This is a genomic window from Starkeya sp. ORNL1 (genome assembly GCF_012971745.1).
GTDB lineage: Bacteria > Pseudomonadota > Alphaproteobacteria > Rhizobiales > Xanthobacteraceae > Ancylobacter.
Genome location: NZ_CP048834.1, coordinates 4,206,029 through 4,218,413, shown reverse-complemented (window position 1 = coordinate 4,218,413; position 12,385 = coordinate 4,206,029). Strand labels below are relative to the sequence as shown.

At 66.1% G+C, this 12,385-nt stretch carries 10 protein-coding genes; 5 read left to right on the top strand and 5 right to left on the bottom strand.

Features of this window, described 5'->3' with window-relative positions:
- Positions 1-20 precede the first annotated feature (20 nt).
- Positions 21-782 (top strand): ABC transporter permease, encoded by a 762-nt coding sequence (locus G3545_RS20080; protein WP_170018178.1) that lies wholly within the window; start codon positions 21-23, stop codon positions 780-782.
- 144 nt (positions 783-926) lie between these two features.
- Here the strand turns inward: G3545_RS20080 and G3545_RS20075 are convergent, their stop codons facing one another.
- Positions 927-1,400 carry a DUF1579 domain-containing protein gene (locus G3545_RS20075; protein ID WP_170015017.1) on the bottom strand — a complete coding sequence of 158 codons (474 nt, stop codon included), beginning with the start codon at positions 1,398-1,400 and terminating at the stop codon, positions 927-929.
- A 341-nt stretch (positions 1,401-1,741) separates the two neighbouring features.
- Between G3545_RS20075 and G3545_RS20070 the strand changes: the two genes are divergently transcribed.
- From G3545_RS20070 to G3545_RS20055, 4 genes are all read left to right on the top strand, one after another.
- Positions 1,742-2,914 carry an extracellular solute-binding protein gene (locus tag G3545_RS20070; protein WP_246702492.1) on the top strand — a complete coding sequence of 391 codons (1,173 nt, stop codon included), beginning with the start codon at positions 1,742-1,744 and terminating at the stop codon, positions 2,912-2,914.
- A 162-nt stretch (positions 2,915-3,076) separates the two neighbouring features.
- Positions 3,077-4,156, top strand: coding sequence for an ABC transporter ATP-binding protein (locus G3545_RS20065; protein ID WP_170015014.1), 1,080 nt, complete (start codon positions 3,077-3,079; stop codon positions 4,154-4,156).
- Positions 4,153-5,169 (top strand): ABC transporter permease, encoded by a 1,017-nt coding sequence (locus tag G3545_RS20060; RefSeq protein WP_170015013.1) that lies wholly within the window; start codon positions 4,153-4,155, stop codon positions 5,167-5,169. The genes G3545_RS20065 and G3545_RS20060 overlap by 4 nt, the downstream gene beginning before the upstream one ends.
- Positions 5,166-6,056: an ABC transporter permease gene (locus G3545_RS20055; RefSeq protein WP_170015012.1), complete on the top strand. Its 891-nt coding sequence runs from the start codon at positions 5,166-5,168 to the stop codon at positions 6,054-6,056. Before G3545_RS20060 ends, G3545_RS20055 begins: the two co-directional genes overlap by 4 nt.
- A gap of 140 nt (positions 6,057-6,196) precedes the next feature.
- Here G3545_RS20055 and G3545_RS20050 read toward each other — a convergent pair whose 3' ends face one another.
- The 4 genes from G3545_RS20050 to G3545_RS20035 form a co-directional block, all read right to left on the bottom strand.
- Positions 6,197-9,451, bottom strand: coding sequence for an error-prone DNA polymerase (locus G3545_RS20050; RefSeq protein ID WP_170015011.1), 3,255 nt, complete (start codon positions 9,449-9,451; stop codon positions 6,197-6,199).
- The gene (locus G3545_RS20045; RefSeq protein ID WP_246702921.1) at positions 9,448-10,884 is read right to left on the bottom strand and encodes a DNA polymerase Y family protein; all 1,437 of its coding nucleotides are present in this window, start codon (positions 10,882-10,884) and stop codon (positions 9,448-9,450) included. Before G3545_RS20045 ends, G3545_RS20050 begins: the two co-directional genes overlap by 4 nt.
- Positions 10,859-11,698, bottom strand: coding sequence for a damage-inducible mutagenesis protein (locus G3545_RS29775; RefSeq protein ID WP_246702491.1), 840 nt, complete (start codon positions 11,696-11,698; stop codon positions 10,859-10,861). The genes G3545_RS20045 and G3545_RS29775 overlap by 26 nt, the downstream gene beginning before the upstream one ends.
- 131 nt (positions 11,699-11,829) lie before the next feature.
- The gene (locus tag G3545_RS20035) at positions 11,830-12,330 is read right to left on the bottom strand and encodes a DUF1993 domain-containing protein (protein ID WP_170015009.1); all 501 of its coding nucleotides are present in this window, start codon (positions 12,328-12,330) and stop codon (positions 11,830-11,832) included.
- Positions 12,331-12,385: the final 55 nt, after the last annotated feature.

Here is a 12,385-nt window from a genome sequence, read left to right as displayed (position 1 = left end):
GCACCAGTACTTATCCCGGCATGAATCTCCACGCCGTCCGCGCCATCTATTTCTTCGAGCTGCACCGCACCTGGCGCACGCTGTTCCAGTCCATCGCCTCGCCGGTGATCTCCACCTCGCTGTATTTCGTGGTGTTCGGCTCGGCCATCGGCTCACGGATGCAGGAGATCGACGGCATCCCCTATGGCGCCTTCATCGTGCCGGGGCTGATATTACTGGCGGTGCTGACCGAGAGCATCTCCAACGCCTCGTTCGGCATCTATCTGCCGCGCTTCACCGGCACCATCTATGAGCTGCTCTCGGCGCCGGTCTCGACCTTCGAGGTGCTGCTCGGCTATGTCGGCGCGGCGGCGACCAAATCGATGATCCTCGGCCTCATCATCCTCGCCACCGCGCGGCTGTTCGTGCCGTTCTCCATCCTGCATCCCTTGTGGATGCTGGCCTTTCTGGTGCTGATCTCGGTCACCTTCTGCATGTTCGGCTTCATCCTCGGCATCTGGGCCAATGGCTTCGAGAAGCTGCAGATCGTGCCGATCCTGGTGGTGACGCCGCTGACCTTTCTCGGCGGCACGTTCTATTCCATCGCCATGCTGCCGCCGGCCTGGCAGGTCGTCACGCTGTTCAACCCGGTGGTCTATCTGGTGAACGGCTTCCGCTGGACCTTCTACGGCATAGCGGACGTCGATGTGCGCCTCGCGCTGGGCATGACCGTACTGTTCCTGGCTTTGTGCATCGCCCTCGCCGCCTGGATGCTGCGCACCGGCTACCGCCTGAAGGCGTGAGCCATCACGGCTTTCTCCCTCTCCCCATCGGGGAGAGGGTTGGGGTGAGGGGCCTTCTTTCGCTCCGCAATGACGCTCCCCCTCACCGACCCGCTTCGCGGGCCACCTCTCCCCAATGGGGAGAGGAAATTACGGGTCAGGCTCTCAAACCCGCCGGTAGCGCACCCAGACGAACTCCTTCCAGGAGCCGTCATCATTCTTCACCCGCGAGGTGAGGATGCGCTCGTCCGCGCTCACCACGGTGATGACGTCGTGATAGGTCGACAGGCCCTCGCCGGAGAAGTTCGGTCCCTCCGTCACCAATGTCAGCACGCTCTCGTCCTCCGAAAGCTCGCCGGCATAGACCCACATGAACGGCATCATCGAGCCGACCCAGGTGCCGATATAGCCCTTCGCCGGGTCGTAGCCGAGCGTCGTGCGGGTGTGGCCGGTGCCGCCGCCGATCATTTCGCCCTCGCCCTCGAACAGCGTCCAGAACGGGCCGAGCATGCTGACGCGCTCACGACCGGTGAAGGTCTCGCGCGGCTTGTCTGGCCCCATGTCGCATTCGGAGGAGAAAGTCCACTCGCCCACGAACTGCTTCAGCCATTCATGTTCCTTGGCCGGCTCGCCAAACATCGCGTCTGCTCCCTTGCTGTTGTTCGTCACATGACCTTAGGGCAGGCATGTATCAGGTCAATGTCCGGCCATGATCCGGGCAGCGATTCAGGCGCGATCGCGCTTGCGGCTGCGGGCGAAACGAAAGCCGGCGTCTTTCACTAAAGTCGTAATCGCGCGTAATGCGCATGCCTGCCGCTCGGGCAGGCATGATGAAAACGGCGTCAGATGCGGCCACGCTGCGCGGTTTTTTCGATCAAGATGCCGACATTCCCGAAATACCGGCTGCTGGCACGCTTCCTGCTGACCCGTCTCCCGAACCTGCGCTGCCCGATCGGGTGCAAAGCCAAAGGAGCCGTGTCGTGTCGAAGAAGCCTGACACCACCAATTCATCGATCGAAACCCTGCTGGCGGCGCGGTCCTTCACCCGCCGCGTGCTGTTCAAGGGCGCGCTGGCCGCCGGCACCGTCGCCGCCACCGGCCCCTTCATCGTGAAGGACGCCTTCTCCTCCTCCGGCGAGCTGAGTCTCCTGAACTGGGACGACGAACTGCCGAACCCGGTGATCCCGAACTTCGAGAAGAAGACCGGCATCAAGGTGAAGACCACGCCGTTCTCGCAGAATGAGGAGCAGATCAACAAGCTGCAGGCCACCGGCGGCGAGGGCTTCGACCTGTGCGAGCCGACGCGCGACCGCGCCCCGCAATTCAAGGACCTCGACGTCCTCGCCCCGTACGACACCTCGAAGCTGAAGCTCGACAATCTGCTGCCCGCCATGCTGGAAGGCTCGACCAGCATCTGGACCTGGGACGGCAAGCTCTATCACGTGCCGCATTGCTGGGGCTCGGAGGCGATCTCCTGGCGCACCGACCTCACCAAGCTGGACTACAAGGACCTCAGCTACGGCACGCTGTGGAGCGAGCCGTTCAAGGGCAAGATGCAGGGCCGCCCGCATTCGCTGCTGCTGGGCATTGGCCTGTGGATGGACGCCACCGGCAAGCTGCCCTCTAACCGCATGCTCGACGCCTTCAAGGACGAGGAGACCATGAAGAAGATCTATGATCCGATTCTGGCCTTCGCCGTCGCCAACAAGGCGCAGGTCAAGCAGTTCTGGGATTCGGCCGACAACACCAAGTCCGGCTTCATGGATAATGGCGTCGTCATCGGCCAGACCTGGGACGGCCCGCCGCTCTCGCTGAAGAAGCAAGGCAAGCCGGTCACCTATATGGCGCCGCAGGAAGGCGCCATCACCTGGATCGACGGCTGGTCGCTGACCAAGGGCGCCAAGAACATCGCGCAGGCCTATGAGTGGCTGAACTACATCCACACCCCGGAGGCCTCCGCGCTGGTCGCTGAGGGCTCGGGCTACAACCCGGTGGTCAAGGGCTCCGAAGCCTTCCTGTCGGAGACGGCGAAGAAGAACTTCGCCGAAGCCTATCCGGGCGACGCGCTGTCGAAGCTGTGGAGCCGTCCGCCGGAGCCGTCATGGTTCGCCGAACTGCGCACCCAGTACGCCGAGAAGTTCAAGGCGGCGTGACCCCTCGCTTCCCACTGTCGTCATCCCGGACGCACCGCAGGTGCGATCCGGGATCGCGTCGGCCTTGAGGCGCAACACGTCACGCGATCCCGGCTCTGCGCTGCGCTTCGGCCGGGATGACGCATATCAAAGCCGGCTTCGTAAACTCGAGTTGGAGAGCCTATGGCCGCTGCCGTCGAGCTTGAGGGCGTCAACGTCACCTTCGGCGATTTCGTCGCGGTGAAGGACGCCAACCTCACCATCGAACCGGGCGAGTTCTTCTCCTTCCTTGGCCCGTCCGGCTGCGGCAAGACCACGCTGCTGCGCACCATTTCCGGCTTCATCGAGCCGACCCGCGGCACGGTGAAGATCGGCGGAGCGGACATGAAGGGCATCGGCCCCAACAAGCGGCCGACCGCGCTGATCTTCCAGAACCTTGCGCTGTTCCCGATGATGAGCGTCGCCGACAATATCGGCTACGGCCTGCGCGTGCGCGGCGTGCCGCGCCACGAGCGCGACGAGAAGGTGAAAAACCTGCTCATCCAGGTGGCGCTCACCGAGCACGGCTCCAAGCAGGTGAGCGAGCTTTCCGGAGGCCAGAAGCAGCGTGTCGCCATCGCCCGCGCGCTCGCGGTGGAGCCGTCCGTGCTGCTGCTCGACGAGCCGCTCTCCGCGCTCGACCTCAAGCTCCGGCAGCACATGCGCACCGAGTTGCGCGCCATCCAGAAGCGGGTCGGCATCACCTTCATCTACATCACCCACGACCAGGGCGAAGCGCTCACCATGTCGGACCGCATCGCGGTGATGAATGCCGGGGTGATCGAGCAGGTCGGCGGCGGCCGCACCGTCTATGCCGAGCCGCGCACGCCGTTCGTCGCCGCCTTCGTCGGCGAGAACAACGCCATCCGTGGCCGTGTCACCTCGGCAGCCGACGGCATGGCGGGCATCGACACCTCGCTTGGCGCACTGCGCGGCCGCAATCCGGTCGGCCTCGCCCAGGGCGAGGAGGCGCTGCTGTTCGTGCGCCCCGAGGCGCTCAAGCTGCGCGCCAACGGCTCGACCGTCGGCTTCGAGGGCGAAGCCATCGATGTCGCCTATGAGGGCAGCGTGACCCATGTGACGCTGCGCGTGCACACCGGGCAGAAGATGACCGCCACGGTGAGCGCCGCCTCCGGCACCGCTTTGCCGCAGCCGGGCGAGAATTTGCGCATCGGCTTCGAGCCGCAGGACGGCCTCCTGCTCACGAGGCCCGCGTCTCCATGAGCGGAACTTCGGGCCTCGCCATCGTCATCGGCCTGCCATTTGCCGTGGCATTGCTGTTCTTCGGGCTGGCAATGCTGGAGCGGCGCTATGGCATTGCCACCGGCCCCGGCTTCTTCCAGCGCAACGGCCTCGCCATCGGGCTTTATCTGGTGATTGCAGTGGGCTTCTGGGCCTTCTTCATCATCGTGCTGCCACAGCTCGCCATGGTCGACATGTCGTTCCGGCCGAAGCTGCCATTCGCGCAGATGGGCGGGCCGAAGGACGTCTTCACGCTGGAGAATTACCGCTACTTCCTGTTCGGCTCGACCACCTCGACCGCGAGCTGGAACTACCTGCATATCAAGGCCTTCTTCCTCACCATCGGGGTGAGCATCCTCATCACGCTGTTCAATTTCGCCCTCTGCTATCCGCTCGCCTTCCACATGGCGCAGTCGGCGGCGATCGCGCGGCTCAGGCTGCTGCTGTTGCTGCTCATCATCCCCTATTGGGTGAACGAGATCTTGCGCGCCTTCGCCTTCCGCGTGCTGCTGTCCTCCGGCGGCGTCATCAACAAGCTGCTGATCGGCGCGGGCCTGATCGGCGAGCCGATCGATTTCCTCGGCGCCGATATCGGCCTCTATATGGGCCTCAGCTACGCCTACCTCTTGATGATGATCTTCCCGCTCTACAATGCGATCGAGAGCCTCGACAAGAACCAGATCGAGGCGGCGCGCGACCTCGGCGCGCCCTGGTGGCACATCCACGCCTTCATCGTCATGCCGCACGCCAAGCCCGGCATCGCCTCGGGCTGCACGCTGGTCTTCATGCTCACCGCCGGCGCACTGGCGGCGCCCCTGGTGCTCGGTGGCCCCCGCACGCTGTGGTTCACCCCGATCGTCTATGACCGCTTCTACCAGGCCTTCAACTGGCCGCAGGGCGCGGCCTATGCGCTGATCCTGCTGCTCACCTGCATCCTGTTCGTGCTGACGGTGCTGAAAGTCTTCCGCCTCAGCCTCGGGGAGATCACGCGATGAAGATGGGGGCGTTCGGCCGCGTGATGTTCGCGGTCTATGTGGCGGTGTTCTTCCTCTATCTGCTCGGTCCGCTGGCGGTGATGGGCGTCTCCGCCTTCAACACTCCGGAATATCCGCAGGTCTGGCCGTTCGAGGGCTTCACGCTGAACTGGTTCGACGCGCTGTTCGCCGACCAGGACCTGATGTACGGGCTGCAGACCAGCCTGTGGATCGGCGTGCTGGTGGTGCTGGTGTCGGTGCCGATCGGGCTCGCCGGCGCCATCGTGATGACGCAGATCAACGCCCGCCTGCGCTCGACCTATTATCTCATCGTGGTCTCGCCGGTGCTGACCCCCGGCATCATCATCGGCATCTCCACCGTGGTGTTCTGGCGCCAGCTGACCACGGTGACCGGCATGCGCTTTTTCTATGATGGCATCGTCCTGACCGTGCTCGGCCAGTCCAGCTTCATCTCGGCCTTCTGCATGCTGGTCATTCTAGCCCGCCTGCAGCGCTTCGACCGCGCGCAGGAGGAAGCGGCGTTGGATTTGGGAGCGTCCTATCCGCAGGTGTTCTTCCACATCCTGCTGCCGTTCCTGAAGCCGGCTTTGTTCTCGGCGGCGATACTGGCGTTCCTGTCCTCCTTCGAGAACTACAACACCACCACCTTCGCCATCCTCTCCGACAAGACGCTGACCACGGTGCTGGCGGGCCGGGTGCGGCAGGGCTCGACCCCGGCGATCAGCGCGCTCGCCGTCATCATCGTCGCGGCTACCATTCTTGGGGCCATCGCCTATGAGTTGTGGAAGCGCCGCGAGGACGCCCTCGCCGGCCACCGCCGCCGCGCCGCCGCGAAGGCGGAGATCGAGGAGGCGGATGTGGGATTCGCGCCCGCACCGGCGGAGTAACTAGCCACCTCATCCTGAGGTGCGAGCGCAGCGAGCCTCGAAGGATGCTCAAGCAGAAGACGGCCATCGGGGGCGGACATCCTTCGAGGCCCGGCTGACGCCGGGCACCTCAGGATGAGGTCGTTTATGGAGGTGAGCCCTCAATGGAACGACCGCGTCTTCACCTTGATCGGCTCGACATCGCGGTCTCCCTCCACCACCAGATGCTCCGCATGATCGCGTGAATCCGGCGCGCCGCCGCTGCGCGCGCCGTCGCCATGGCTGCGCGGTATCGGGAAGGCGTCGTCATGATTGCCGACGCCGTGCAGCAGGGCGGTGAGATCGGTAAGCCGCTTTGCCACCAGATGGATGACGTCGCCCTCGCGCTGCACCTGGCCTTCGGCCGCGATCATGCCGCCGGCGAGCACTATGCGACGCTGCGCCTGGAACAGCGAGGGCCAGACCACGAGATTGGCGATGCCGCCCTCGTCCTCGATGGTTATGAAGGTCACCCCCTTGGCCGAGCCCGGCCGCTGCCGCACCAGAACGATACCGGCCACGCTCAGCCACGAGCGGTCGCGCATGGTGGCGAGCTTCTCACATGGGCTGATGCGCCGGCGCGCCAGCTCGCCGCGCAGGAAGCTCACCGGGTGCCGGCGCAGGCTGAAGCCGGTGCTGGCATAATCCTCGACCACATGCCGCCCCGAAGTCATCGGCACGAGCGGGACCTGAGGCTCGACCATCCCCTCGACGGCGCCGGCCGCGGCATCGAACAGTGGCAGTTTCTCGTCGCTGAGGCCACGGATCGCCCACAGCGCCTCGCGCCGGGCGAGTTTCAACGAGGGCTCAAAGGCATCGGCATTGGCCAGCTTCTCGATGGTCAGCACCGAAGCCCCGGAACGGCGCCACAATTCCTCGACCGAACCATAGGGCTCCTCGCCGCGCGCCACTGCGATGCGCGCGGCCTCAAGCTCCGCGACGCCCTTGGCGAGGCGCAGGCCGAGCCGCACCGCGAAGCGGCCCTTTTCCCTGGTCTCCTCCAGCGTGCAGTCCCAGCGCGAGGCATTGATGCAGACCGGGCGAACCTCGACGCCATGGGCGCGGGCGTCGCGCACGATCTGCGCGGGGGCGTAGAAGCCCATGGGCTGCGCATTCAGGAGTGCGGCGCAGAACACGTCGGGGTGGTTGCACTTCATCCAGCTCGAGGCATAGGCGATCAGCGCGAAGCTCGCCGCATGGCTCTCCGGGAAGCCATAGGAGCCGAACCCCTCCAGCTGCTTGAAGATGCGCTCGGCGAAATCCTGCGGATAGCCGCGCTCCATCATGCCGCCAATCAGCCTCTGGCGGAAATTGCCGATGGTGCCGGTGTTCTTGAAGGTCGCCATGGAGCGGCGCAACTGGTCGGCCTCGTCCGCGGAGAAGCCGGCACCGACCATCGCCACCTGCATTGCCTGTTCCTGGAACAGCGGGATGCCGAGCGTCTTCTCCAGCACCGCTTCCAGTTCGGGCTTGATGTAATCCGGCTTCTCGCCGCTCTGCCGCCGCCTCAGATAGGGATGCACCATGTCGCCCTGGATCGGGCCGGGCCGGACAATGGCGACCTCGATGGTGAGGTCATAGAGATGCTTCGGCTTCAGCCGCGGCAGCATCGACATCTGCGCCCGACTCTCGATCTGGAACACGCCGATGGTGTCGGCCTTCTGGATCATCGCATAGGTCGGCTGGTCATCCTGCGGAATGGTGTCGAGGCTGAGCGCCAGGCCCTTGTGCTCCGCCAGCAGCTCGAACGCCCGGCGCATGCAGCCCAGCATGCCGAGCCCCAGCACATCGACCTTCATGAACTTCACGACGTCGATGTCATCCTTGTCCCATTCGATCACCTGCCGGTCGTCCATCGCGGCGGGCTCGATCGGCACCAGTTCATCGAGCCGGTCATTGGTCAGGACGAAACCACCGGGATGCTGGGAGAGATGGCGCGGGAAGCCGACCAGTTGACGGGTCAGTTCGATGGTGAGGGCCAGGCGGCGATCCCTGAGATTGAGATTAAGCCCGTTGGTCTCCTTCTCGGTGACGCCGTCCATCGACCAGCCCCACACCTGATTGGCCATCAGGGCGGTGACGTCTTCCGACAGCCCCATCACCTTGCCGACCTCGCGCACCGCGCGACGGGTGCGGTAGCGCACCACGGTGGCGCACAGCGCGGCACGGGTTCGGCCATACTGCTCATAGATCCACTGGATCACCTCTTCGCGTCGCCCATTCTCAAAATCGACATCGATGTCGGGCGGCTCATTGCGGTTCCTGGAGACGAAGCGCTCGAACAGCAGCTTGCTTTCCACCGGATCGATCGCGGTGATGTTGAGCACGTAGCAGACGGCGGAATTGGCGGCCGAGCCGCGGCCCTGGCAGAGAATGTCTTTCGAGCGCGCATGATTCACGATGGCATTCACGGTGAGGAAATAGGGCGCGTAGCCCATCTCGCCGATCAGCCCCAATTCCTTGTGCAGCAGGTCGATCATTTCCGGCTTGGCGCCATTGGGAAAGCGCTCCGCCACCGCCTCCCAGGTCAGCTTCTCCAAAGCCTGCTGCGCGGTCAGCCCGGGAATGACCACCTCGTGCGGATACTGATACTCCTCCGCCAGCTCGGCGACCGAGAAGGTGCAGCGCCGGACGATCTCCATGCTGCGCGCCACCGCCGCCTTGTGCCGCGCGAACAGCCGCTCCATCTCCTCGGGCTTCTTGAGATGACGGTCGGCGAAGCGGTTGCGGCGGAAGCCGGCATCGTCGATTGCGCAGCCCTCGCGGATGCAGGTGACGACGTCCTGCAGGATGCGCCGCTCGGGACTATGGAACAGCACGTCATTGGTGACGACATCCGGCACCCCCGCCCGCGCGGCGAGATCGGCAAGCGCCTTGAGCCGCTCCGCATCCCTGGGCCGGCGGCGCAAGGTGAGCGCCATGTAACAGCGGCCCGGAAAATCAGTGCGCAGCCGCGCCAGCCAGCCGGCAAGCACCGCATCCGCCGCGTCCGGCACCAGCATGACGAGTTGGCCTTCGCCGAATTCCACGAGATCCGCCCAGGCAAGTTCGCAGGCGCCCTTGCCGGCGCGCTCCTTCCCGCGACTGAGCAGTCGGCAAAGCCTTCCATAGGCGGCGCGGTCGGTCGGATAGATGAGGATGGTGACGCCGTCGGTCAGGTCCAGCCGGCAGCCGACCACGAGGCGGACGTCGTGCTCCTCCGCCGCCACATGCGCCCGAACGATGCCGGCGAGCGAGTGCCGGTCGGTGACCGCCAGCGCGGAGATGCCGAGCGCCTTGGCCTCTTCGAAATATTCGTGCGGATGCGAGCCCGCGCGCAGGAAGGAGAAATTCGTCGTCACCTGCAATTCGGCGTATTCGTGCTCGGGTTGGTTCATGTGAACAACCCATGCAGGAACCAGCGATAGGAGCCGGTCTCGCGGTCGCTGCCGTCGCCATCGCGGAACAGCCAGAAGCGGGCGCCGGCCTCGTCCTCCACGGCAAAATAATCGCGCACCGCGGTGGTCTCGGCCTCGCGCCGCCACCATTCTCCGAACACTCGCTCCGGCCCGTCGGCGTGGGTGATGTCATGGCGCTGGCCGCGCCAGATGAAAAACCTGGGTGGGTGGTCCGGCATTTTCGCCAGCGTCCGCACCTCCTCCGGCGGATCAAACAGGCGCACCGGACGCGGCAGCTCGGCCGGCCAGCCCGCCCTGAGCGTCGGCGCGAGCGGCGCCACGGTGCGTACCGCGCGCTCGGGCAGGTCGCTCTCTACCGGCGCGGCGCGATAGAGCCGGTGCGCGCCGAGCCGGTTGGCCAGCGTGTCGACCAGCAGCGCGATATCGCCGCCTGCCGCGTCGGCAAAGCCGGCTGCGATCTGCCTGGTGTCGAGCGGTTCTGCCAATGGCGCGGAGAGCGTCATGGTCTCGACGCCGAAACCGGGATCGACAGTCGACAGCCGCTCGATGAGCAGCCGCACCAGATGCCGCGGCTCGCGGTTCGGCGCCGCGGTGCCGGCGCGGATGATCTCGGTGCGGCCGTCGACGCGGGCAAAGACAAGGTCGAGCCGCCGCGCCCCGAGCCCCTCTTCACCCAGGCGCACGCACAGCATGTCGGCAAGGTCGGCAATGGCGCGCGCCAGATGCTCCGGCGTGCCGATCGGCTCGATGAAGCCGAGCTTCACCCGTGGCATGTCCGGCGGCTCGATCGGATCGAGCGGTTCGGCCGCCGCGCCGGAGACCTGATCGAGCCGGCGGGTGACCTCCATGCCGAAGCGCCGCACCAGCGGCGCGCGCGGCACCGTGGCGAGCTGGCCGATGGTGTCGAAACCCAGCCGCCGGAGCCCGGCGACCGTATCTTCGGGAAGCCGCAGCGCCGCCAGCGGCAGCGCGCTCACCGCCACCCCCTCTCCGCCGGGCGGGATTATGGTGACAGCACTCCGGCCGAAGCGGGCCAGCGCATGAGCGGCGCCAGTGGTCCCAGTTAGCGCGACCCGGCAGGCATAGCCTGCGGTGTGCAGGCAATGGCGCAGATCGGCCAGCATGGCTGCCTCGCCGCCGAACAGATGATCGCAGCCGGTGGTGTCGATCCACAGGCCGTCCGGCGCATCGAGCGCCACCATCGGGCTGGTGCGACGCAGGATCTCGATAGCGAGCGCGTCGAGCATTTCCCGGTCGCGTTCCGGCTCGGCCTCGATGAGCGCGAGGCCGGGTAGCAGGGCCTGTGCCTCCGCCACCGGCATGCCGACATGGAGCCCGGCCTTGCGTGCCGCGGCATCGACCGCGCACAGGATGCGCCGCGAGCCGTCACGCCCGGCGGTGACGAACGGCACCCCCACCGGCGGCACGCCGGATTGGCGAAGGGCGCGCAGCCGGTCGGTCGGAAAGCTCGGCAGGAACAGCGACAGGAGCCGGCGCGGGGGTTGCCGGTGCCGATCTTGCCGCCCCGACGTCTGCCAATGCGATACGGCCTTGTTCATCGCACGCCTCCACAAGCCATTGCGCGGCTTCGCCATTGCGGCAACGGGTAAGCTCCAGTCGCCAGAGCGCGCGTCCGAGCCCCGGCACCTCAAGCGCGCGGGACGGCATGGCACCGACCCGCCAGCGCGTATGCGCGGCGCTCGGCTCCTCGCGCTCCACGTCGCCATGGCGCCAGCCGCGCTTCAGCGCGAAGGCCAGAACGCCGGATTCCTCCGCCGCCAGATTGAGCCGGCGCGATGCGGTGAGTCCGATGCGGTCGATCTCGCCGACCACGCCGGCGAGCGGCGCATGGCGCAGCCCCTCCTCCATGGCCAGCAGCACGTTCTTGGCGTCGCCCGCCTCGGCATAGATGACACGGTCCGGATCAAGCCCGGCATTGGCGAGCCCCGGCGCAAACAGATCACGGCGGCGCAGGCACCACAGCACCGGACCGTCGAGCCGCGCCAGCACTCCGGCGATGAACAGCGCCGCCGCGGCGCCATAGGTGAAATCCTCGCCTGCCCCGCTCACCTCGTGCAGCGCGCCGCGCAGCAGCCCACCGCCCGGCAAATGCCGGTCGATCGCTTCCACGCCGAAGGGCAGGCCTGGCCGCACCCGCACGCCGCTGCCGTCGAGATGCGCGATGCGCTCCCGCAGTTCGGCCAATAATGGGGCGTGGCCGGACATGCATGCCCTTCCCAAAACCTCTTCGATCTCTGATGTTCTCTATATGTTCTCATCGACGAAAAAGAGTCAACGGACTCTTCTGCCGAAGATTTTCCCGGCGGCGCGTAGGATGCGCGCCGCCGGAGCCGGCTTCAGAAATTGCCGAGATAATCCATCTTGCCGACGCCGACGCCCTTGTGGCGCAGGATGTCGTAGGCGGTGGTGACGTGGAAGAAGAAGTTCGGCAGCGCGAAGGTGAGCAGATAGGCCTGCCCGCTCATCGTCACCGGCTGGCGGCGGATCGGGATCGTCACGTCGCGCGCGCCGTCGAACGCCGCCGTCGGCAGGCCATTAAGATAATCGATGGTCTTGGTGATGCGCGCCTGCAATTCCGGGAAGGTCGCCTCGGTGTCGGGGAAGCTCGGATTGTCGCCAGCAGAAAGGCGCGCTCCGGCGCCCTTGGCGGAATCGCTGGCGCGCTGGATCTGGCCGGCCAGCGTCAGCATATCCGGCGCGAGCCGCGCATTGACGAGTTCAGCCTCGTCGAGGCCGTTCGCCTTGGCGTGCTCGACCGCCTTGTCGAGGATGGCCGACAGATTGCCGAAGGCCCGGACGAAGACCGGGACCGAGACGTCGTGGATGGAGAGGGACAAGGTGCAGCTCCGTGATGGAGGAAACGGGTGTGTCGCGCCTTGGACTAGCGACCGC